This window comes from Wohlfahrtiimonas populi (assembly GCF_002006795.1).
Taxonomy (GTDB): domain Bacteria; phylum Pseudomonadota; class Gammaproteobacteria; order Cardiobacteriales; family Wohlfahrtiimonadaceae; genus Wohlfahrtiimonas; species Wohlfahrtiimonas populi.
The window spans coordinates 16,041-39,993 of the sequence record NZ_MVDN01000008.1 but is presented as its reverse complement, the minus strand read 5'-3'; the positions used below and the strand labels follow the sequence as shown (position 1 = coordinate 39,993).

21 protein-coding genes, 1 pseudogene and 1 riboswitch are annotated in these 23,953 nt (G+C 37.7%); of the genes and pseudogenes, 10 read left to right on the top strand and 12 right to left on the bottom strand.

Features of this window, described 5'->3' with window-relative positions; translation table 11 throughout:
• Window positions 1-54: 54 nt before the first annotated feature.
• Entirely contained in the window at window positions 55-2,460 is a 2,406-nt protein-coding gene (gene gyrB / locus BZK16_RS09615) for a DNA topoisomerase (ATP-hydrolyzing) subunit B (RefSeq protein ID WP_077928672.1), read from the top strand.
• A gap of 107 nt (window positions 2,461-2,567) precedes the next feature.
• On the opposite strand, the gene BZK16_RS09610 is transcribed toward gyrB, so the two are convergent.
• Both BZK16_RS09610 and BZK16_RS09605 read right to left on the bottom strand, forming a co-directional pair.
• Window positions 2,568-3,440 carry an HNH endonuclease gene (locus tag BZK16_RS09610; protein WP_077928671.1) on the bottom strand — a complete coding sequence of 291 codons (873 nt, stop codon included), beginning with the start codon at window positions 3,438-3,440 and terminating at the stop codon, window positions 2,568-2,570.
• A gap of 1 nt (window position 3,441) precedes the next feature.
• Window positions 3,442-4,395 carry an AAA family ATPase gene (locus tag BZK16_RS09605; RefSeq protein WP_456300696.1) on the bottom strand — a complete coding sequence of 318 codons (954 nt, stop codon included), beginning with the start codon at window positions 4,393-4,395 and terminating at the stop codon, window positions 3,442-3,444.
• 1,132 nt (window positions 4,396-5,527) lie between these two features.
• On the opposite strand from BZK16_RS09605, the gene BZK16_RS09595 reads away from it, so the two are divergent.
• The 3 genes from BZK16_RS09595 (at window position 5,528) to BZK16_RS09585 (ending at window position 6,890) form a co-directional block, all read left to right on the top strand.
• Window positions 5,528-5,998 carry a DUF2938 family protein gene (locus BZK16_RS09595; protein WP_077928668.1) on the top strand — a complete coding sequence of 157 codons (471 nt, stop codon included), beginning with the start codon at window positions 5,528-5,530 and terminating at the stop codon, window positions 5,996-5,998.
• A gap of 17 nt (window positions 5,999-6,015) precedes the next feature.
• Window positions 6,016-6,420 carry a RidA family protein gene (locus BZK16_RS09590; RefSeq protein ID WP_077928667.1) on the top strand — a complete coding sequence of 135 codons (405 nt, stop codon included), beginning with the start codon at window positions 6,016-6,018 and terminating at the stop codon, window positions 6,418-6,420.
• Window positions 6,421-6,491: 71 nt separating this feature from the next.
• Window positions 6,492-6,890, top strand: a complete 399-nt coding sequence (locus tag BZK16_RS09585) for an Rrf2 family transcriptional regulator (protein ID WP_077928666.1) — start codon at window positions 6,492-6,494, stop codon at window positions 6,888-6,890.
• Here the strand turns inward: BZK16_RS09585 and BZK16_RS09580 are convergent.
• Entirely contained in the window at window positions 6,882-7,481 is a 600-nt protein-coding gene (locus BZK16_RS09580) for a TetR/AcrR family transcriptional regulator (RefSeq protein WP_077928665.1), read from the bottom strand. The genes BZK16_RS09585 and BZK16_RS09580 overlap by 9 nt on opposite strands.
• An 87-nt stretch (window positions 7,482-7,568) precedes the next feature.
• Between BZK16_RS09580 and BZK16_RS09575 the strand changes: the two genes are divergently transcribed.
• On the top strand, window positions 7,569-8,540 hold the full coding sequence (locus BZK16_RS09575; RefSeq protein WP_233145265.1) for a quinone oxidoreductase family protein: 972 nt from the start codon (window positions 7,569-7,571) through the stop codon (window positions 8,538-8,540).
• 38 nt (window positions 8,541-8,578) lie between these two features.
• Here the strand turns inward: BZK16_RS09575 and thiE are convergent, their stop codons facing one another.
• From thiE to BZK16_RS09545, 6 genes are all read right to left on the bottom strand, one after another.
• Window positions 8,579-9,229 (bottom strand): thiamine phosphate synthase, encoded by a 651-nt coding sequence (thiE, locus tag BZK16_RS09570; protein WP_077928664.1) that lies wholly within the window; start codon window positions 9,227-9,229, stop codon window positions 8,579-8,581.
• On the bottom strand, window positions 9,226-10,038 hold the full coding sequence (thiD, locus tag BZK16_RS09565; RefSeq protein WP_198932452.1) for a bifunctional hydroxymethylpyrimidine kinase/phosphomethylpyrimidine kinase: 813 nt from the start codon (window positions 10,036-10,038) through the stop codon (window positions 9,226-9,228). Before thiD ends, thiE begins: the two co-directional genes overlap by 4 nt.
• 6 nt (window positions 10,039-10,044) lie before the next feature.
• Entirely contained in the window at window positions 10,045-10,827 is a 783-nt protein-coding gene (gene thiM / locus BZK16_RS09560) for a hydroxyethylthiazole kinase (protein WP_077928662.1), read from the bottom strand.
• Between the two features lie 31 nt (window positions 10,828-10,858).
• Window positions 10,859-10,954: riboswitch (TPP riboswitch) on the bottom strand.
• Between the two features lie 48 nt (window positions 10,955-11,002).
• Window positions 11,003-11,710, bottom strand: a complete 708-nt coding sequence (gene fnr / locus BZK16_RS09555; protein WP_077926341.1) for a fumarate/nitrate reduction transcriptional regulator Fnr — start codon at window positions 11,708-11,710, stop codon at window positions 11,003-11,005.
• A 123-nt stretch (window positions 11,711-11,833) separates the two neighbouring features.
• Complete coding sequence (locus tag BZK16_RS09550) at window positions 11,834-12,274, bottom strand: DMT family transporter (protein ID WP_077928661.1); 441 nt, start codon at window positions 12,272-12,274, stop codon at window positions 11,834-11,836.
• Window positions 12,274-12,588, bottom strand: a complete 315-nt coding sequence (locus tag BZK16_RS09545) for a DMT family transporter (RefSeq protein WP_077928660.1) — start codon at window positions 12,586-12,588, stop codon at window positions 12,274-12,276. Before BZK16_RS09545 ends, BZK16_RS09550 begins: the two co-directional genes overlap by 1 nt.
• A gap of 225 nt (window positions 12,589-12,813) precedes the next feature.
• Here BZK16_RS09545 and BZK16_RS09540 point away from each other — a divergent pair, with 225 nt between their 5' ends.
• The 5 genes and pseudogenes from BZK16_RS09540 to BZK16_RS09525 all read left to right on the top strand — a co-directional run bounded on the left by BZK16_RS09540 (window position 12,814) and on the right by BZK16_RS09525 (window position 17,455).
• Window positions 12,814-13,659, top strand: coding sequence for a sulfite exporter TauE/SafE family protein (locus BZK16_RS09540; RefSeq protein WP_077928659.1), 846 nt, complete (start codon window positions 12,814-12,816; stop codon window positions 13,657-13,659).
• A 10-nt stretch (window positions 13,660-13,669) separates the two neighbouring features.
• Complete coding sequence (locus BZK16_RS09535; RefSeq protein ID WP_077928658.1) at window positions 13,670-14,344, top strand: MBL fold metallo-hydrolase; 675 nt, start codon at window positions 13,670-13,672, stop codon at window positions 14,342-14,344.
• A 36-nt stretch (window positions 14,345-14,380) separates the two neighbouring features.
• Window positions 14,381-15,820, top strand: coding sequence for an L-cystine transporter (locus BZK16_RS09530; protein ID WP_077928657.1), 1,440 nt, complete (start codon window positions 14,381-14,383; stop codon window positions 15,818-15,820).
• A 23-nt stretch (window positions 15,821-15,843) separates the two neighbouring features.
• A pseudogene (locus tag BZK16_RS14890) lies at window positions 15,844-15,999 on the top strand (CoA-disulfide reductase); the annotation flags it as partial.
• Between the two features lie 121 nt (window positions 16,000-16,120).
• Window positions 16,121-17,455 (top strand): CoA-disulfide reductase, encoded by a 1,335-nt coding sequence (locus BZK16_RS09525; RefSeq protein ID WP_077928656.1) that lies wholly within the window; start codon window positions 16,121-16,123, stop codon window positions 17,453-17,455.
• 116 nt (window positions 17,456-17,571) lie between these two features.
• Here BZK16_RS09525 and putP read toward each other — a convergent pair whose 3' ends face one another.
• From putP to BZK16_RS09510, 3 genes are all read right to left on the bottom strand, one after another.
• Window positions 17,572-19,119: a sodium/proline symporter PutP gene (gene putP / locus BZK16_RS09520; RefSeq protein WP_408645571.1), complete on the bottom strand. Its 1,548-nt coding sequence runs from the start codon at window positions 19,117-19,119 to the stop codon at window positions 17,572-17,574.
• Between the two features lie 62 nt (window positions 19,120-19,181).
• Window positions 19,182-22,337, bottom strand: a complete 3,156-nt coding sequence (putA, locus tag BZK16_RS09515; protein WP_077928654.1) for a bifunctional proline dehydrogenase/L-glutamate gamma-semialdehyde dehydrogenase PutA — start codon at window positions 22,335-22,337, stop codon at window positions 19,182-19,184.
• A gap of 227 nt (window positions 22,338-22,564) precedes the next feature.
• A complete protein-coding gene (locus tag BZK16_RS09510; protein WP_077928653.1) occupies window positions 22,565-23,884 on the bottom strand; it encodes a CitMHS family transporter in 1,320 nt (439 codons plus the stop codon).
• Window positions 23,885-23,953 lie beyond the last annotated feature (69 nt).

The following is a 23,953-nucleotide window of genomic DNA, read 5'->3' as shown; positions in this document are numbered from 1 at the left end:
AGATAATCACAACGATAACTGCATGTTTCATTAGAATTAAAAAAGGATATTTGAATGACCTCTGAAAATAGCCCAAGTATTAAGGTTCTCAAGGGATTAGATGCCGTACGTAAACGTCCTGGCATGTATATTGGTGATACCGATGACGGCACCGGCTTACACCACATGGTGTTTGAGGTTGTGGATAATGCCATCGATGAAGCATTGGCTGGCCACTGTGATGACATTACCGTGACTATCCACCAAGACGATTCAATCACTGTGACTGATAATGGTCGTGGTATTCCAACTAAAATGCACCCTGAAGAAGGCATTTCATCTGCTGAAGTTGTAATGACAGTTCTTCATGCGGGTGGTAAATTCGACGATAACGCAATTTCTGGTGGTTTGCATGGCGTTGGTGTTTCTGTTGTAAACGCCCTATCTTCTGACTTGCGCCTACTCATCAAGCAAGATGGTAAATTATTCGAACAAGAATATAAATTGGGAACACCAGTTTATCCATTACGTGAAATCGGCACAGTAGATGAAGAAGATACAGGTACAACTGTTTACTTCAAGCCAAGTGCTGAAATTTTCACAATCACAGTATTCGATTATCAAATCCTAAAAAAACGTTTACGTGAATTGTCTTTTTTGAACTCTGGCATCAAAATTCATTTAAAAGATGAACGTTACAATGTTGAAGACATCTTTGAATATGAAGGTGGCATTAAAGCGTTCGTTGAACACATCAATCGTAAGAAAACTATCATCAACCCTGTCGTTTTCTACTGCGATAATAAACAAGATAATGTCATTGTTGAAGTTGCATTACAATGGACAACGGATTACCAAGAAAACGTTTACTGCTTCACAAATAATATTCCACAAAAAGATGGTGGTACACACTTATTGGGCTTCAGAGCTGCAATCACACGTACATTGAACCAATACATGGAACAGAATGATCTTCTCAAGAAAGCTAAAGTTAGCACATCTGGTGAAGATGCTCGTGAAGGTTTAACAGCTGTTGTTTCTGTTAAATTACCAGGACCAAAATTCTCATCACAAACTAAAGATAAATTAGTTTCCAGTGAAGTTCGTGGTGCTGTTGAAAGCATTGTAAGCGCAAGAGTTGCAGACTTTTTACAAGAAAGTCCAAATGATGCAAAATTAATTACAGGCAAAATTATCGAAGCTGCTCGCGCACGCGAAGCTGCTCGTAACGCTCGTGAATTAACTCGTCGTAAGAGTGCATTAGATATTGCTGGCCTACCAGGTAAACTGACTGACTGCCAAGAGAAAGATCCTGCATTATCAGAACTTTACATCGTGGAAGGGGACTCAGCGGGCGGCTCAGCAAAACAAGGTCGTAACCGTAAATTCCAAGCAATTTTACCATTGAAAGGTAAAATCTTGAACGTTGAACGTGTTCGCTTTGATCGCATTATTCAATCAGCTGAAGTTGGCACATTGATCACAGCACTGGGCTGCGGGATTGGCCGTGATGAATTTGACATCGAAAAATTACGTTATCACCGCATTATCATCATGACGGATGCCGACGTGGATGGTGCGCACATTCGTACATTGTTGCTCACTTTCTTCTATCGCCAAATGCGTGAATTGGTTGAAAATGGACACATCTATATTGCTCAACCACCGTTATATAAAATCCAAAAAGGTAAGCAAGAAACTTACTTGAAAGATGAAAGTGAATTAGTTCGCTTCTTCTTAAGCAATGCATTGGATAACAGCCAAGTATTCGCAAGTAAAGATGCACCTGCAATGGCTGCATCGCAAGTAGAAGAATTAGCACGCAACGTTACGAATATCGAGCAATTAATCGAACGCATGAAATACATGTATCCTGAAAAATTGTTATCTGCTTTAACAGATTTAGCACCATTAACGATTGATCTTTTATCATCAAATGAAGCGCAAGCATGGATGAATGCATTAACAACTGCATTAAATAAAAATCCAATGGTTGGCACAAGCTATGCTGTGAGATTAGATGAAGATGCAGAAACTAACAGCCCATTCATTGCTGTAGATGTTAAGCATTATGATCACACGAAAACTTATGCTTTAGATGGCCGTTTCATTCGCTCTGTGGAATATCAACGCATTGCAGAACTTGCGAAAAAATTGCATGGCTTAATCGAAGAAGGTGCTTATGTAATGTACCGCGATAAATCATTTACCATCGAAAACTTCAAAGAAGGTATTGATTGGTTGATCGAAGAAGCGAAAAAAGGCCAAGCAATTTCTCGCTATAAAGGTCTCGGTGAAATGAATGCGGAACAATTATGGGAAACTACGATGGATCCTAATGTTCGTAGCTTATTACAAGTTAAAGTGGAAGATGCACAAAAAGCAGATGAAACTTTCACAATGTTGATGGGCGATGAAGTGGAACCTCGTAGAGAATTCATAGAAAGTAATGCCCAGCTCGTTGGCAACTTGGATATTTAATATAACATATTGATTTAATTAAACATAAATCCTCTTGGAAAATACTCTAAGGGGGTTTTTAACTATAACAATATATAACTACATATTTCTTCCCTTATACTTTAATGTTATATATTGATTTCACTAAGTATAACAGTCGGGGGCTGTTTCGTTAATGACGGTTGTAGCGTATCCATATAATCTAATAAACTCATATTACTTATCATTCCCTCATAAAATGCTGTTTTCCAATCCCTACCTATATTTTTTTTATCATGTTCACTTAATCTCTGTGTTAATGCCCTTCTGAAACTAAAATTCTTTTGTAATAATAAAGATTCCCATTTCTTGAGTTCTCGGGCACAAAATTCAACAATACGCTTCTTTACTTTTAAAGCTGTGACATGTTTAAGTACTCTTGCTTTATCTTCATCAGAAACCTGTTTTACCACTAATAATGTTACATTAAATGTTACTTGCTTAGTTATTTCATCAAATTCCACTTTAATCTTAAATCTAAAATTATCTAAAAACTCATTATAAAATGGGTGTAAAAAATATGCACACTTCTCCTCAAGATCATAGTATTTCTCACCTTTTATAGGTGCACATGACCTGCATTGAGGAACTAGGTTATTAGAAAAAATTGCAAACTCTGGCCATTGCTTTTTAGGAATAAAATGATCTAACGTATCAGGTGCAGTAGGTTTACCACAATATGGGCAAAAAGCTAATTGATGTTCACATCTACGTTTCTGAATATAAGCTTTCAAAGCTACAGATGGGCTATCATAAAAATCTTTCATTAAATTATAATGCTGATTAAAACCGCTTGGTGACAAATTTACCTTGTATTCCTTTATTTTTACTAAATATTTGGCATATTCCTGTAATAATTGGGGCTCTAAGGAGGTTATTTCTTTCACACTCACCTTATTTCCACGCTTTGCAGCTACTAACCAATCACATGCCTCCAAAATAAACTCATCAATATATTTCATTCTACACATCCTCTATAAGCAAAGTATCGTCAGTACTAAGCGATAGAGCATATGCCAAAGCATTATCTCCTATTTTATTTCTTATATTATCTATCGATACCTCTGATCCAGATACATAGGATTTTATATCTGATTGATATGGTTTGCTAACCAATTGATCATCAAAAACTTCTGCTACAATTGTATCAATTGATTCCCCAAAAGTTTCAATGGTTGGCCTATCTGATCTTGTAACACCTTCTATTTTTCTTAAAACACTCACAGATTCTTGGCTCACCTCTCTTGTTAAGATGGCAGAATGAGTTGCTATAATCGCAATAGAATCACTTTCTACTAATATGTATTTCAACATCTTAATCAAACCAACTTCTAATTCTGGATGCAAGTATAATTCAGGTTCATCTAAAATTAACAAACTTTCTGTATCAAGTTCAGCAATAATCGATGGAATCATATAAGTATAAATCTTCTGCCCTGAACTTAAAGGAATCATACTTCCATTTTTATAAAAAACTATTCCTTTATTTACATCAACCTCATTGATTAAATCTAGAATTGAAAATTCTTCTAAATCTAACTTTATCTCGTTACCTTCATCATCAAATAATCCTAGAGAGTCAAAATCTATCGAAAGAGACAGTGCTTCTTTAAATAATGTAAATTTAGTTTTCTTTCCAAGCATCCACCATTTATTTTCTTCGTCATATTTTAAGATATCAATGATTGAATTAATACTTTTAGTTAGAGGATTAGTTAGAGAAAAACTTCCCTCATCATTTTTAAAACCAATATATGAATATTCATTCACATGTAAACGTTTTCGAGTAGCACTTTTTTTATTTACTAATCCATCCCGATTATATGTTGCAGTCAACTTTTCAAATAACTCATTTTTTGTATAAAAATTTTCAAAAGGAGAATAAGCAACTACTATTAACTTATGAAAATATGGCATCTCTCCATCACATTTCGTTACTCCAGTCACTATTTCACTAATGTTTCTCAAAATGTGAGTTTTGCCAACACCATTCTTCCCGATTAACAAGCAAATATTTGATCTACTAAAATCATTATTTATATTAAATTTAAATCTCACAGGTTCAAATGTTTCACCCAGCCCTCTAATAGAAATTTCAAATTGTTGTTTAGCTAAATAATTACCTTGTGCTACTTGATAGCCTTTATTAAAGATAGTTTTGGATGAGCTCCCTCTCATAAGGCTACCATGATAGCCATTCCACTCAGAATATTCGGCGTAATTATCTCGAAAATATCCTGCATCGCATAAAGATTCTAAAATATAACTTCTTTGCCCTGGCTCTTGAAATAGAGAATAAATTTTCTTATAAAAATCTATCCCATCGCCTATTGATACAANAAATTTCAAATTGTTGTTTAGCTAAATAATTACCTTGTGCTACTTGATAGCCTTTATTAAAGATAGTTTTGGATGAGCTCCCTCTCATAAGGCTACCATGATAGCCATTCCACTCAGAATATTCGGCGTAATTATCTCGAAAATATCCTGCATCGCATAAAGATTCTAAAATATAACTTCTTTGCCCTGGCTCTTGAAATAGAGAATAAATTTTCTTATAAAAATCTATCCCATCGCCTATTGATACAACAAATTTTATATGTAGTAATTCAGTAATTAAAAATATTTTCTTCTCTACTAGCTTTCCTTTACTTCTAAAATACTCGGCCGTGTCTTCATAATCTTTAGATAACATTTTTATAATGCCAATATTTTTTTGTACTCTATTACTAGCATCAACATAATAAATTTTAAATGTTATTGTATAACCGAAATCATCCCAAGGGACCGTATAACTTGTACCTATATGGTCTTGTAATAAATGAACACCTGAAAGGGTATCAATGTTTAAAGTTTCAGAAAAGTAGAATTCCATTTTATAATTCCAAGTCTTTATTATGTCGAAATACTAACATAACAAATAAACTTTTTAGAATTTATCGTATTTTAATTTACTAGATCAAATGAATATATAATTATTGACAAAACTCTTTTCAAGATTATTATAGACATCTAATGTCCTTAATAGTTCTAATTGAAAAGAAAAAATATGTTTTTAAATGCTTTATTCATTGGTCTTCTTGGAACTTTGATTGCCGATGTCCTTTCTTTGCTAACTAAGAGAATCTTTAAAATCCCATTTTTAGATTATGCTTGGGTTGGGCGATGGTTCCTATATATGAAACAAGGTCAATTTACTCATACAAATATTATTCGAAGTGCGCCATTATCAGGTGAGAAATCATTTGGCTGGTTTATGCACTATGCTATTGGTATAGTCATTGCTTTCATCATGATCTGGCTTTTCCAAGTCGGGCTAATACCACTCAATTCATATTTATATGCGTTCCTTTTTGGAATTATCACTGTTGGTTTTCCATTTTTTATCATGCAGCCTGCATTTGGATTTGGTATTGCTGCCAATAAAACTCCAATTCCAAATATTGCTCGCTTAAGAAGTTTATTAGCGCATTTATATTTTGGTATCGGATTAAGCCTAGCTTGGTATCTCATCCTTTAATTTTTACGAGGTTTACTATGCATAAATTAATTAATCCTAAGTCTGTATTCAATAGCCTGCAATATGGTTTTAGCCAAGCAGTATTAACAAATGGCGGTCAACAGCTCTTTTTATCAGGCCAAGTGGCAACAGATGAAAATCAAAATACCATCGCAACTGGTATGAAAGATCAAACACGCGTTTGTTTGGAAAATATCGAAAAAGTTTTGAAAGAAGCTAATTCACAAAAAGAACATGTTTCTATGCTTCGTATTTACATTAAAGAAAGTGCAAATACTCCAGAAGCACAAAATGATATTGCAGAAGCTTTACAAGAATTTTTTGTAGATTGTGCACCAGCATCATCTTGGGTTGTAGTTACTGGTTTAGCATTGCCTGAATGGCTAATTGAAATCGAAGCGCAAGCAGTGATTCCTAACTAATCCAACATTGACAGCTGAGCATTTAAAGCTATCATGGATGATCATTATCTATCATTCTATAAGGACATCATATGAAATATTCAAAAGCAACAGATTATGCTTTGCATACGATGATGTTCCTTGCAAAAAAAGGCAGTGATTCACCCACCAGCGTGATCGAATTGGCGGAATTACAAAATATTTCGCCGACGTATCTTTCCAAAATTCTCACAAAATTGGTTAAAGATGGATTAATTAGCGCAATTTCTGGTGCAAATGGTGGGTATTCTTTGCGTCGTGGTTGGGAAGAAATTTCTGTACTTGATATTATTCAAGCCATCGAAGGCAAGCAATCGCTCTTCGAATGCTATGTTCATGAAGATGAAAACTGCACCATCAAGCACATTATGCTCAATGCAGAAGCTAAAATGGACAATATATTAGCTTCCACAACATTAGTCGATATTCTCAAAGGGAACATTTCACAGTAACTTTAACAGAATAGCTTTCAATTCTATCGCTAATTGCCCTGATACTAAATCACCTGGTCGATCGATCAATGCTTGATGAATCACTGAATGTGCCATTGTACGAATCATCCAAGCCAAGTTCTTTTGTGCTTCTAGTGAATCCGTTGAATATTGGGTCAATTTCATTAATACAGTAATAAATTCATCATTACCCTCTTTAATGATTTCACTTTTCAATAACCTTGGAATCTCTTCCTGAAATACTCTGTGTAATTCTGGTTCTACAGAGTGCACATTAATCATTGCATCCACAAAAATATTTACCAAAGTTGCTAATGAAGTATTTTCTTCATTCACAAAAGCGCGCTGAATTTGTGTGCGTGTTGATTTTGCATGTTCATGGTGTAATGTCACCACTAAAGATTCTTTATTGGGAAAATATTGATACAGCGAGGCAATGCTTACACCTGCCCGCTCTGCCACATGATTTGTAGTTAAACTCGCATAACCACCTTCGATTAAAATGTAAGCTGTTGCTTCCAAAATTGACTGATAAGTTAAACGTGACCGTGCTTGAGTTGGTATTTTTAGAGGCTTGAGCGACTGTTCCATACTGAAAAATCCTTCACTCAGAATGTGAGCTGAAAATATAAGTAATTACTCATATTATATATCAAATCATTTCTCTAGGAGATTTTCATGGCAACAATGAAAGCAGCAGTGCTTACGAAATTAGGTGATATGCCATATTACGGAACTTATGACATGCCAACTTTAACAGATGGCGAAATGTTAGTAAAAGTTATCGCAACCTCGTTGAAACAATTGGATCGAGCCATTGTGGCAGGCACACATTATGGCAGCCCGAATGCTGATCTATTACCTGTTGTTGTGGGCACTGATGGCGTTGGCATAACTGATAATGGCGAACGAGTTTACTATCAAACCACATCACAAAAATTTGGTTCAATGGCTGAATATGCACCAGCATCTTTCACTGTAAAAATTCCTGATGAATTAGATAGTAATTTTGTTGCAACATTGATTAACCCAACATTAGGCGCTTGGCTACCATTAGTTTGGCGCGCCAAAATGATGAAAGGAGAGACCGTTTTAGTCATCGGTGCAACAGGTGAAACAGGCAAACAAGCATTAGCAGCCGCAAAAATCTTAGGTGCAAAAAAAGTGATTGCTGCTGGGCGAATGAAAAGTGGCTTAATGGATTTAGATGCAGATGAATATATCGATACTGATCAAGATGAATCAAACTTATTAAAAGCATTCCAAGCCTTGGCACAAAATGGCGTAGATATTGTTGTGGACTATCTGTGGGGAAAACCTGCCGAATTCATGATTAAAGCGTTAATGACTAAAAGCTTAAAGATTGATGAAACAACAGCCGAACGTGGTGTACGTTATGTTTCAGTTGGCGCGCTAGCAGGTGCTGAAATCGCCTTACCATCTTCTGTATTTCGCAGTAGTTTTTTAACGCTTTTAGGCAGTGGCACAGGCAATTTTCCACCCAATCATATCATGAGAGAAATCATCGAACGCATTCTACAAGAAGCTGTTTCTAGTAAATTAACTGTGGAATATGATGCTTATCCTTTAAGCGAAGTTGCTAATATTTGGGCAAGTGCAAGCAAAAAACGTATTGTATTTAACCCATAAATTGCATAGTAAAAAGCCTCTAAAATAGAGGCTTTCAATTAATCATTCGTTAATAAGATATCAATATCTCGATCACGGTATTGTGATGCCATAATTGCTGAAATGACAGCTATGCCTTCCACTTTTGTATGAAGAACTTCTGCTGCATTTTTAGTGCTAATTCCACCAATGGCAACTTTTGGAATGTTGGGATACAGCGCAATTCTTTCAGCTAGGCCATCCACACCAATTGCAGGTTCTGCATCGCTTTTAGAAGTGGTTGGGAATATTGGGCCAACGCCAACATAATCTAAACCATCCACCGTGCTTGCGATCTTCAACTGCTCAATCGTATTGACGGATAAACCAACATCCATATTGTGCTGTTTTGCCAATGCAATGGTTTCTGCAATGGGCTTATCAGATTGCCCAACATGAATGGCATCCGCACCAATTTTAATTGCTAAGTCCACATCATCATTAATAATAAAAGGAATGCTCGCACTTTTACACAGCAATTGTAATCGCTTAGCCATCGCTAATCGATCTTCTGCATTTTGTAGTGAACCTTGCCCTTTCTCACGATATTGAAAGCATGTAATACCAAGTGCAATCGCTTCTTCCAATACATCTTCTAACTGTTCTTGGTTCACCACATCTTGTGTACCAGCGATGAAATACAATCTTAAAGCTTTGTGCCACTCGATCATTTAACAGCCCCAAATTTACGATAAGCAGCATGATTGGTTGGTCCATGACCATGCCCAACTTCAATGCCATGATAAATTGCTGATGTAATGTACTCTTTAGCCGTTGCGATTGCTTCTTTCAAAGGTTTACCTTTAGCAATTTCTGCTGTGATGCACGCGGAATATGTGCAACCTGTACCATGTGTATTTTTCGTGTGAAAGCGCTGGCTTGCAAACCAATAGCCTTCGCCATCTTCCGTCCACAAAAAGTCACGAGCTTCCTCTTCGTTCAGAGAATGTCCACCTTTCATCAATACATTGCTTGCGCCTAAATCCTGGATATCTTTCGCAGCCTGCACCATATCTTCTTCCGTTTCGATTTTACGCCCCAAAATCGTTTCAGCTTCAGGAATATTTGGTGTTACCAATATTGCCAATGGCAGCATGTGTTCGATCATTGCTTGCGTTGCGGTATCTTCCATCAAAGCAGCACCACCTTTAGCAACCATTACAGGATCAACGATCAATGCTGCTTTAGAGTGCTGTTTGAGATAATCCGCAATAGTGATTATATAATCACTATTTAATAACATGCCCGTTTTAATCGCTTTCAAATCAAAATCAGCAAATAGCGCGTCCAATTGCCCAATCACATATTCCATTGGCACAGGATGAACACCATGAACACCCAAAGTATTCTGTACCGTCAATGCAATGATTGCAGAAGTGCCAAATACATCGCGCTCTTGAAATGTTTTCAAGTCCGCTTGAATACCTGCGCCACCGCCACTGTCACTGCCCGCAATCGTACAAACTTGTGGAATCATAATTCTCTCCTATTCAATAATATTAATGTATTGATTATCAGCTTCATTGAGTAAATGTAACTGATCAATAAAATGCATTTGGAATGTGCCTGGCGCTTGGGATTTTTGGTAAGCATGATCACCAGCAATGCCATATAAGCTATGTGCAGCAATCACACTATCCAATGATTGATCTACCGCTAGAAATGCAGCAGAAACAGCAGTTAATAAGCAACCCATTCCCGTAACTTGTGTCATCAATGGTTGGCCATTTTTTACGCCAACAGTGCGTTTACCATCGCTGATCCAATCAGTTTCTCCGCTGATAGCAACCATACAATTGAATTTTAGGGCAGCTTCTTTAGCAAGGTTTTGAAGGTCATAATCACCATCACCGCTATCCACACCTTTAGATTGCCATTGAATGCCACATAATGCTGCAATTTCACCTGCATTACCACGAATTAATGTCATGCAGGCAGTGTCCAATAGTTTCTCAGCGCAATCCTTACGATAATCGCTCGCACCAATGCCCACAGGATCAAAAACTAAAGGATGAGATAATTCATTCGCAGCTTTTCCTGCCAATAGCATTGCATAGAAAACTTCAGAAGTAATTGTGCCAATATTAAGTGCAGTTGCATTACAAATGCTGGTGATGGTGCCAACTTCCTCTTCTGCATACGCCATAATTGGAGAAGCACCCAAAGATAATAAGCCGTTGGCGACAAAATTCGCCACGACTTGATTGGTCATGTTATGAACAAGTGGGGATGTTTGGCGCAATGCGTGGAGATACGAATACGCATCCATAAAGCCTCCTATAAATTATAGATAAGCCTAGAGAATGCGAAAACCACATTCCCTACGCTGGTACTAACCAGATCAGGTCCAAGGGTCAGGAAATTCCTTCTCAGCAAATGCTCCCCTAGTGGATACAATAAAAAGCCGTAAGATTAACTTACGGCTTTTGAATTTTAAGATGAAACTACTTCACCATTGCGCGAAGTTTTTCCATCTCCAATAATTTAATTTCTCGGTGATTCACTTGAATCAGCTCTTGCTCTTGTAAGCGCTTCAATAATCGGCTCACTGTTTCTACTGCCAAACCTAAGAAGCTGCCAATATCAGAGCGAGACATACTTAATACGAACTCTGTTGCCGAGTAACCACGGCGAGAGAAACGAGATGATAAGCTTAAAAACAGTGCCACTAATCGTGCTTCTGCGGATTGTGAACCTACCATCATCAACAATTGCTCTTCTGAATGTAGCTCTTGGCTCATAATTCTGAGCAATTGTTTAGAAATACTTGGGATAATCGCTGATAGATCTTCTAAACGATCGTAAGGTAATTCACACAAGCTCGTAGTTTCTAATGTTCGTGCACCACATGGATGAATCCCTGTTGCTACAGCATCTAAACCGATGATTTCACCAGGCAAATAGAATCCTGTAACGTATTCAGTACCATCTGAAGCTACGTTATATGTTTTGACCGAGCCCGAACGAATAGCATACAACGATGTAAATCTATCCTCAGGAAGATATATATGCTTGCCTCTTGGCAATGGTCGGCTATGCCCAACAATAGACTCAAGCTTAGTGAAATCCTCGCCTTCCAAACCGACGGGAATACACAGTTGCTGTAAGCTACAATTGTTACATGCAATTTTTAGATTTCTCAATACGGACATATATTAACTTCACTTATTTATTGAATATTCAAACTTTAAATGCTACTTGATATTAACACAGAAATATCACGATCTATATTTTGTATCAAATCTTTTTAACTTTAACAGGCTCTTTCCTCTATCTTATGAGATTGTTGTTAATTCTTGCTGAGAAATAACAATGCTCTCATGTGTATTTGGCTCAGTTTCTAAGTCCATCTGACTTCTACTGAAATAACTCAAACCACAAACACCAATGATAATTAGTAATAACCCAACACCTTTTCGTGATGTTAAAGGTTCCTTAAAAATCAATATGCCGGAAATTGACACCATTAACGTTGATAATCCTGACCAAACAGCATACCCAATACTAACATCTAAATTTTTAAATATTATATTTATTAATACAAAAAAAACACTGTATCCGCCGATAATGCCAATGATTGGTTTTTTATTCTTAAATCCATCGGAATATTTTAGACTAATTGTGCCGATTGTACTAAATAGAATTGAAACTACCAACATCACCCATGGGTTGAAGCTATCAACATATTGAATGATCTTAGCAATTAATTCTACCATTATTTCGACCCTAATATTAATACGCCTAGAATAATTAATGCTAGGCAAATTGCAATAGGAATAGTAATTGCTTCTTTATAGAAGAAGAATCCTATTAAAAATATCAGTATCGCACCAGACGCAGACCAAATGGCATATGTCACAGCCACTTCCATTTTGCGTAAACAGAATGTAAAACAAGTAAAAGAAATTGCAAAAAATACCGCCATTAGAACCACAGCCCACCAAACCGTTAGGCCATGAGCTTCCTTCATCATAACAATTCCAAGTGCTTCAAAGACTATAGCACCTGCGAGTAATAGTTTTGCAGGCATTCTTTACTTAATATTCTAATTAAAAAAGGGTCATTCTAGCATTAAATATGCAATTGTGTTGCGTTATCATAATATTTAATCTATCTGTACCATTTTACATAACTGTTTCAATTACCTAAACAAACTATGGCTAATTAATTTGAACCGCACTGTTAATGTTACAGCCTTTGTTTTATTATTATAAGTTAATGCTGTTATCTACTAGATCGATGGAGCGATCATCACATGGAGCTAATCATCACAGCCTTTCTACTCGGCTTATATGGATCAGGGCATTGCATTTCAATGTGTGGTCCTGTGGTTGGAATTTTGGGTATGAATACTCAAACCAACCGAATTACAGCAGCTTTTCTATATAATCTTGGGCGAATTACTACTTATTCATTATTGGGCGTCATTGCTGCCATCTTAAGTATTGCAATGAATGATCTAAAACCTATACAGCTTACCTTGCGCTATTTAGCGGGTATTTTAATGCTCTTTGTGGCATTACAATTTTTTGGTTTTCCCAAGTTTCTAGCATTTGTAGAAAAACCTCTCAAGAATTTCACAAAGCCCATTACAAAACTCTCACAAAGATTTTTTCCTATTAATACTAAACTTCGTGCTTATTGTGCAGGTATGGTTTGGGGATTATTTCCTTGCGGGATGGTTTATGCAGCTTTTGCTATCAGTTTAAGTGCCACAAGCTTTATTCAAGCGCCGCTTATCATGTTTGGTTTTGGATTAGGCACATTTGCAGTCATGGTTTCATTGTCTATTTTTGGCAACTATGCAGGAAAATTTTTGACTCACCCTAAATTGAGAATCGCCTCTGGCATATTAATTTTAGCCATGACTTTAATTTATATGATCCCAATGATCATGAAAGATTTGGGTATGAGCAAAGGCATGGATCATAGTGCAATGAACCACAATGAAATGAGCCATGATACAACTCATAATAAGTCTGATGTAGATCATTCTTTACAAAAATTGACTATTGACCACAATACCCACAATCCTGATACTAATTCTATCCAAGAACATAATATGAATGCACCAATGGATCATTCATCTATGTCACATTAAGGAAAATTTTATGTCTTACAGTATTCACACAGAACTTTTTGGACCTTATCAGAACTTCAGCCATATTTTAGTCGATGAAGCAACTAAAAAGGCAGTGGTTTTCGACCCAGCATGGGATGCGGATTACATTGCACAACGCTTAGAAAAATTAGGTGTAACTTTAGAAGCCATCTGGTTAACACATGGACATCATGATCATACAAATGCTTTAAATGCGTTACGTGCCATTCATAATGTGCCTGTTTACGCATCACAAATTGAAATTGATTTCATCCAAAATGTACCAGAAGCGATTGGTAGCAAAGTATTTTTACCATTGCCAAATGATATCCAGAGCTTCAACGATGGCGATACATTACAACTCGGTGAAACAAAAGCAAAGATCATTCATACACCAGGACATAGCTCAGGTTCAGTTTGCTTTTTGCTAGAAGATGATATGATTACAGGTGATACCATCTTTATTGATGGTTGTGGCCGAGCAGACTTACCTGGTTCTAATCCTACTGAGTTATTTGAGTCTCTAACCAAAATTGTTAAAACTGTACCGCATCATGTCACATTACACACTGGTCATGCTTATGGGCCAAGCGACACAGCAACATTAGAATCACAAATTAAAACAAATCCATACTTAAAAAGAGCAAACCGTCATGAGTTTGTCGATTATAGAATGAATAATTAATTGTAAAAAATTCCATAACTAATAAGGAAAATCACAATGAGTACAACATTCCCCATCATACTCAACTTAGTTGCATTTGTGGCCATCTTACTTCTGCTCTTTTGGATGCAGAAAAAATATTTCTCTTTCGCCAAGCGTGTTTTCAGTGCATTGGGCTTGGGTGTTTTATTTGGATTAGTTTTACACTTTATCTATGTTTCAGATACGGAAACACTGACTCACGATAATGCTGTGATTCTAAAACATACTATTGAGTACACAGAGATCATTGGTACGGGCTATGTAAAACTATTAAAAATGATCATTATGCCTTTGATCATGGTTTCATTGATTTCTGCCATCATCAAACTAAAAGGGGCAAATTCCATTGGTAAAATCAGTGCCCTATCTATTGGTACATTAGTAGGTACTACGGTGATTGCAGCATTAGTAGGTATTGTAGTTGCACATTTATTCGGATTGAATGCTGAAGGCATGACAGCAGGTGCTGCTGAAATTGCACGCGGTGAAGCACTGTTACATACAAACCAAAGTATGGGCGAATTCTCTTTACCTAAGATGATCATCGCATTCATTCCTGAAAATCCTTTCCAAGATATCGCGGGTTTACGTAGCACATCAACCATTGCTGTTGTAATCTTCTCAATCTTCATTGGTATTTCTGCAATGGGTATTGCAAAGAAGAAGCCTGAGTTATTTGCTTCTTTTGAACACTTCATGCAAGTTTCGCAAGCAATCGTTATGCGTTTAGTCACAATCGTTTTACGTTTAACACCTTACGGCGTTGCAGCTTTAATGGCGAAAATGGTAGCTGTTTCTGAATTTGCAGAGATTGCAAAATTGATCTCATTTGTTGCAGCATCTTACGTTGCATTGATCATCATGTTCTTCGTACATTTGTTGATTGTAACGTTAACAGGTTTAAATCCAGTACAGTTTGTTAAAAAAATTATCCCTGTATTAATTTTCGCATTCACATCAAGAAGTAGTGCGGCATCAATTCCTTTCAACATTCGCACACAAACTCAAGGTTTAGGTATTTCTGACGGCGTTGCGAACTTCTCAGCATCATTTGGTGCAACAATTGGTCAAAACGGCTGTGGCGGTATTTACCCTGCAATGTTGGCATTCATGATCGCACCAACAATGGGCGTTGATCCTTGGTCTTTAGGTTTCATCTTACCTTTATTAATCATCATCGCAATCAGCTCATTTGGTGTTGCAGGCGTTGGTGGCGGTGCAACATTCGCTGCATTGATCGTATTATCAGCAATGGATTATCCAGTTGCATTGGCTGGTTTGTTGATCGCGATCGAACCTTTGATCGATATGGGTCGTACTGCATTGAACGTATCAGGCTCAATCACAGCAGGTACAGTGACTGCACGCGTGATGGGCGAAATGGATACAACTGTATTCAATAGCAATGAACAAGTGCAATTGGATTCAGATGCATCAACCAACGAATTAAACTAATCTAGTTAAGATAAGGAGATCCTATGAAGATCATCATTATCGGCGCAGAAGCAGCTGGCATGAGCACTGCTGCTAAAGCGAAACGTGTGAATCCAGATGCTGAAATCGTCGTTTATGAAGCAAGCAACATTACCTCTTTTGGTGCTTGTGGCTTGCCCTACTTTGTTTCGGGTGAATTCNGACTGCACGCGTGATGGGCGAAATGGATACAACTGTATTCAATAGCAATGAACAAGTGCAATTGGATTCAGATGCATCAACCAACGAATTAAACTAATCTAGTTAAGATAAGGAGATCCTATGAAGATCATCATTATCGGCGCAGAAGCAGCTGGCATGAGCACTGCTGCTAAAGCGAAACGTGTGAATCCAGATGCTGAAATCGTCGTTTATGAAGCAAGCAACATTACCTCTTTTGGTGCTTGTGGCTTGCCCTACTTTGTTTCGGGTGAATTCGATGATCCTAGCTATATGTCTGAATTAACACCTGAAGATTTTGCAAAAAAAGGGATCACTGTAAAAACGAAGCATACAGTTTTAGCAGTGAATCCTGATGAGCAAGTGGTTGTGATCGAAAATGAAGGCGATACTTTCAGTGATCATTATGACAAACTCATGATTGCAACAGGTGGTACAGCAATCATTCCACCCATTAAAGGCACAGAAAAAGATAATGTTTTTACGCTGAAAACCATGGAAGATGGTTTAACGCTAAAATCATTATTGCAGAATGATACGTTCAAAAATATCACTGTGGTTGGCTCTGGCTTCATTGGCTTAGAATTGGTGGAAGCGTTAACGCATTTAGGCAAACAAGTTCGCTTATTTGAACGTTTAGATCGTATCATGCCAGAAGCTTTTGAGCCTGAAATTTCAGAGCTTTTGAAAGCTGAATTAGAGCAATATGACAACATTGATCTACATTTGAATGAATCCATCGAAACCATCACTGGTGAAGATAAAGTTGCAGGCGTGACAACAGATAAAGGCAGCTATCCTACGGATATGGTAATCCTTTGCACCGGTGTTCGCCCTAATACCCAATTTGTTAGAGAAATTGGTTTAGATATGTTACCAAATGGTGCAATTCGTGTGGATGATCATGGTCGTACATCATTGAAAAATATCTTCTCTGCAGGCGATTGTGCAACTGTTTGGCATGCTCAATTGAAACGCGATATCTATTCGCCATTAGCAACAGGTGCCAATAAGCTTGGTCGCATCATTGGTGACAATATTGTGGGCGGAGATAAAGCCTTCAACGGCGTTTTAAACTCAGCTGCTGTGAAATTATTGTCAGTGGAAGCAGGTCGTACAGGTTTATCAGAAAAAGAAGTGAAGGAAACAGGTATTCCGTATAAATCTATTCTTTTGAATGATAAAAACCACGCAAACTATTGCAAAGGCCAAGCACAATTGACGATTAAGCTCATTTACCATGCAGATACTAAAGCTATTTTAGGTGCGCAAGTATTTGGTAAAAATGGCGGTGCTGTTCATCGTATGCACGCGTTATCAGTTGGTATTATGACGGGTTTAACTACGGAAGATTTAGCATTCTTAGACTTTGCCTATGCACCACCATTCGCTCGCGCTTGGGATGCTTTAAACATTGCAGGCAGCATTGCGAAATAAGCACTACTAGATTTGAAGTAATAAAAAAGGCTGATGAATTCATCAGCCTTTCTTTTATCTCCAATTTCAACCTAGTATTACCTTGCTCCCATAGGGAGCAAGGTCGTGAAACCGTATTATGATTTCATTGCATTCACATAATCTTCAGAAGTTTTATCAAAGTTAGAAACCATCGAAGATGTTGGTTTGCCCATCAAGCTTACAACGAAAATCACAACACATGCTAAAACGAAGCCTGGAATGATTTCATATAAGCCCAACAAAGGCATAGAAGATAAGATCTGATCCACTTCAACGCCGTTGCTAGTTGCTAACCACTCTTTGATTTTCGGGAAGATGATTACCGTTAATGCGCCTGTGATCATACCAAGCAACGCACCATTACGAGTCGTTCTACGCCAGAAGATTGAGAAAATTACAATCGGACCAAATGCAGCACCGAAACCAGCCCAAGCATAAGATACTAAATCCAATACTTTACTTTCAGGATCATGCGCAATGTAGATGGACAATGCCGCAACAGCAAACACCATCATACGGCCAATCCAAACCAACTCTTGCTCTTTAGCATCTTTACGTAAGAAACCTTTATATAAATCTTCCGTCAAAGCACTTGAAGCAACCAATAACTGACAGCTCAATGTACTCATTACAGCCGCTAAAACACCTGATAATACGATGCCTGCAACCCAAGGATTCAACAATACTTTTGCCAATTCCATGAATACAGTTTCCGCTTTACCTTTGATCACAGCACCAGTTGCAGGATCAACACCGCCCATTACACTCAAACCATGCTCAGGATATTGTAAGAAATATGCATAACCAAAGAAGCCCACTGCAACCGCACCTGCTAAACACAATGCCATCCAAGTGATGGAAATACGACGAGCATTAGGAATCGTTTTCACTGAATCCGCCGCCATAAAGCGCACTAAAATGTGAGGCTGACCACAATAACCCAAGCCCCAAGCCATCAACGAAATGATCGCAATCCATGATAAACCGTGTGTGAAGTTTAAATGTGAAGGACTGTGACTACGAACCAATTCAATGCTAGATGCAATATCGAAGCTACCCAAATCGCCTACTTTCAAAATCACAACTGTTGGCACCAATAACAATGCGAAGATCATCAATGTTGCTTGTACTGTATCCGTCCAGCTAACTGCTAAGAATCCACCAATGAATACGTAAGCGATCGTTGCGAATGCGCCAACCCACAATGCTGTTTCATACGACATGCCGAATGTGCTTTCAAATAAACGCGCACTTGCCACAACACCAGAAGCACAGTAAATCACGAAGAAGAATAAGATAATGATCGCTGCGAAAATTTTCAATAAGCGAGTTTTATCTTCAAAACGAGAGTGGAAGAAATCTGGCAATGTTAATGCATCACCTGTTTTCTCTGTGAACATACGCAAGCGCCCTGCCACAAATAACCAGTTTAAATATGCACCAACTGTTAAACCAATCGCAATCCAAGAGCCTGAGATTCCTGAGATTAAAATAGCACCTGGTAAACCCATCAAGAGCCAACCACTCATATCTGATGCACCTGCTGATAAAGCAGTCACCACGCTACCTAAACGACGACCACCTAAAATATAGTCAGAAAGGTTTTGTGTCGAGCTATATGCATAAAAGCCAATACCAATCATGGCTATGATATAGATGAAAAACGTTATATGTAAGGGTTGCAAGCTACCCATAAATCCTCCTATTAAAGTTTTGCCGACAATCCTATCAATGCAGCATCACCGCCTATGGCTGCTGTATTGATGGATGTTGAACGTTCATTCATGAATCTTGATAAATATAATGGTCCACCTGCTTTTGGTCCAGTGCCTGACAAACCACGACCACCAAAAGGTTGTAAACCCACAACTGCTCCCACTTGATTTCGATTCACATAATAGTTGCCAACACGTGCATGTTTTTCTATGAGATCAATCACATGATCATTACGCGTATGAATACCCATTGTTAAACCAAAACCTGTTTGATTCACTTCATCAATACATTTCAATAAATTATCTCGTTGATAGCGCACAATGTGCAAAATCGGGCCGAAATGCTCTTTTGTTAATGTTTGAATGGAATCAATTTCAAAAACAGTTGGTGCAACAAAATAACCTTGTAACTCCGCATCTAATGGTGCTTGAGCCACTAATTTATTTTTCTCCGTCAAGGATTCAATGTGCGCCATTAAGCCATCTTTCGCACGTTGATCAATCACGCAGGTCACATCAGTCGTGCGATTATACGGCAAACCAATCACATAATCTGCTAAAGCTCCCTTCAATAATTCAACAATGCGATCCGCAATTTCTTCTTGTAGATAGAGCACGCGCAATGCAGAACAACGCTGCCCTGCACTCACAAATGCTGATTGCAATGCATCACGCACAACTTGCTCAGGCAATGCTGTTGAATCGGCAAACATCACATTCTGCCCGCCTGTTTCTGCAATCAATGTCGCAATCGCGCCATCACGACTCGCTAAATTCATATTAATTGCTTTAGCCGTTTGTGTTGAACCTGTGAAACAAACGCCCGCAACACGATTATCCGTTGTTAAAATATCACCCAAGCGTTTACCTGAACCGGGTAACAATGCAATCACATTCTTTGGCAAGCCTGCTTCAAACAATAACTCCACAATTCTATAAGCAATCATTGGCGTTGCTTCCGCTGGTTTTGCAATCACTGTATTACCAGAAACTAATGCCGCGGCGATTTGCCCTAAATAAATCGCCAATGGGAAGTTCCATGGGCTGATACAAACAAAGATGCCTTTGCCTTCATGATAATAAATATTGCGTTCACCAACTGGGCCTTTAAGTTCTTTCACTTCACCATAACGACGCGCTTCTAAAGCATAGTAACGACAAAAATCAGCAGCTTCACGGATTTCATCCACGCCATCTTGAATCGTTTTACCTGCCTCCATTGTGCACAATGCAATCAACTCAACGCGGTGATGCTCCAATAAATCAGCCATTTTTTCTAAAACTTCAGCACGCTTTTCAACAGCTGTTGCATTCCAAACTGGCCATGCTTTTGCTAATTCATCCAAAGCTTTTTTAGCTTGTTGATCCGTTGCTGTGCGAACTTGCCCAATTTTACGTATTAAATCAAATGGTGCAAAAGCATCATAATCATCATGAAACGCTTGTAAGGTTTCACCATTGATGACAGGCGCAGCTCGCCATTCACGTTTTAATTCATTTTCATAAGCGATTTCAAAAGGCTTCCATGTACTTGTAAAGTTCATGTTTAAACCACGGGAATTAAGGCGATCACCATACAATGTATCTGATTTTGCAATCAAAGGATTTTCTACAGGTTTATTTTTATTCACGACTAAAGCAGGATGCTGAATCAAGCCATCAATTGGCACAGTTGGATCCACTAATTGATGCACAAATGATGAGTTTGCACCATTTTCCAATAAACGGCGCACCAAATATGGCAATAAATCATTGTGTAAACCAACAGGTGCATAAATACGAACATTCTTACCATATTGACGAATCACTTCATTATATAAAGCTTCGCCCATGCCATGTAAACGTTGGAACTCAAACTGATCATTTTTATGCTGTTGGCTAAGCTCAATGATCGTCATCACTGTTTGTGCATTGTGAGTTGCAAACTGTGGGCGAATTACGCCTTTCGCTTGGCTCAACATAAAGCTTGCACAAGCTAAATATGAAACATCTGTATTTTCTTTGCGTGTGAACACGGGGAAATTATTTAAACCACGAATTTGTGAATCTTTTATTTCTGTATCCCAGTAAGCACCTTTCACCAAACGCACAGGGATTTCTATGCCAAGTTCTCTGCCCAATAGTGTTACCCAGAGTAATGATGGCATCGCATGCTTTGCATAACCTTGAATCACTAAGCCCAAACCGCCCCATTCACCAATTTCAGGCACGCGGACAAGCTTTTCAAACAATTCCAATGAAAGCTCTAAACGATCTGCTTCTTCTGCATCGATGCTGATCTCTACATCTAATTCTTTGCCTAATAATGCCAATGCTTTAACGCGCTCAAATAGTTCAGTCATCACTAAATGCTTTTGCGAAACATTGTAGCGTTGATGTAGCGCTGATAATTTAATAGATAATGAAGGTTTTGGGCTATTTGGCATTGCTTTTTCTTTACCCACAGCACGCAACGCATTCATATAATCTTCAAAGTAGCGTTCAGCATCTTCGCGAGTCATTGCTGCTTCACCGAGCATATCGAATGTGAATGTATAACCTTTTTCACGTTGCTTCATGCCATTTTTCAATGCTTCTGGCATATTTTCACCCAACACAAATTGCTTACCCATCACTTGCATTGCAAAATGTACAGCTTGGCGAATCATTGGTTCACTCATGGAGTTCACAAGCTTCTTAAACACACCACTCGCTTCATTCACATCCACAATATTGTTAGTAAGCATCAAGCCCCAAGTGGCGAAATTAACGAGTGATTTATTACTTTTGCCTTTATGATCATCCCAATCCACGCCCACAATTTTATCGCGAATTAAAGCATCCGCACTTTTCTTATCTGGGATTCTTAAGAAAGCTTCTGCTAAACACATGAGCACTAAACCTTCTTTAGAAGTTAAGTTATATTCACGCAATAAAGCATCTAGGGAACTTTCGATATCTGGTTGGCTTCGGATGGTTTCTACGAGTTGATAAGCTTTTTGATGGATAGCTTCCGCTACGCTTGAAGTGGGTTCAATGATCGCTTTCAATGAACCGATACAATCACTTTCTTCTTTTAAATATACTTGCCCAATTTCACTGAAAAATTCTGCTGCACTTAACTGATTTAGCCCATTTTCATACATAACGTGCTTTAAATCGTACATTTTGCCTCCGTTAATATTATTGCCTAAGTTTTATGTAGTAGTAATGTAATCACATCATGAGACATAAATAAATTTCCCGCAAGAGATCTTTGATAAAGTTATTAATTTTTTGAAAATTGATCTATTTTTTCTACATTGTCATGAAACCAGCATAAAAATAAAAAAAGCCCACATAACATCTGTGGGCAAAGTGGGATTAACTGCTAATTATTGTTGTGGGAAATTAATTAAATTAAACCTAATACAAATGCTAAAGCTAACAACACCAAACTAAATATCCACATTGGAATAAATGAATAACGAATATGACTACCAATTGATACACCCGCTAAACCAACGCCTAACCATGTTGATGGTGCCAAAGGACTAATCATTGCTCCAAAGTTATTGCCAATCGCCAAAGAATAGACGACAGCACTCGGATCAACACCAAATGGCGCTGAAATTTCTAAAATGATTGGCAATAGAGCAAAATAATAAGCATCTGTACTTGTGACTAAATCGAGAGGCAAACCGAAGAAACCTACAATCAAATATAAATACGGTAAAATAACATTTGGCATGAAGGAGACAATACTCACCGTCATTTCTTTTAACATGCCCGTGCCATTTAAAATACCTAAAAACATCCCTGCTGAAATAATAATCGAGGCCATCAAAATTGCATTGGGTGCACTTTCTTTAATAATGTCAGCCTGTTCTTTTGTCGTTTTATAATTCAAAGGTAAAGCAATCACAAGTCCCACAAGGAACGCTAACGAAGGCTGTAGAAAATCGCCTAACAAGATAACTAAGATTCCAATAAATAATATCCAGTTGATTGCATAAATCATACGATTTGTTTTTCCTCTTGGAGCACCTGCAAAACTTTCAATTTTTTGAGTCACTTTATCAATCAAATTTTCATCAGTTAAATGATCATTTTTACCTGCTAAAATACGTTTTTGCTCACGCAATCCCATAATGGCCGCAAATACAACTAAGAAAAGAAGTCCAATTAATTGAAGAGGAATTAACGGTCTCCATAACGCAGCAACATCCATACTTAATACTGAAGCTGATCGAGCTAGCGGACCACCCCAAGGCAATAAATTAACAATACCAATACTGCCTGCCACAAGCATAACTAATAAATTAGGACTCATTTTCATCTTTCGATAAATTGGCAAAAAGGCAGGGATTGAAACTAGAAAAGTTGTTGCACCAGAACCATCTAAATGCGCCAAACTCCCAACGATGACCGTACCAATAGCAATTAATACAACATGACCTTGAGTAATTTTAATCACACCATTAATCACTGGATCGAATAAGCCTATATGATTCATCACACCAAAAAATAAAATGGCAAAGATGAACATAACAGCAACACTAATAACTTTTCCTAAACCACTCGAGAAAAACCCATTAATATCCTGCAAGCTATAACCTAATAGCAATGCACCAATAATAGGCACGCCCACCAGTGCAACAATAGGGTTTGTTTTACCCAAAATTAATAGTAAAACAACCATTCCAACCGTCAAAAACCCAACCAATTCAACCATGTTCTACCCCTAATCTATTTCATTAACAGCACCTGCTACTAAATTTTGGACACAGAAAAAGAGTGCTTG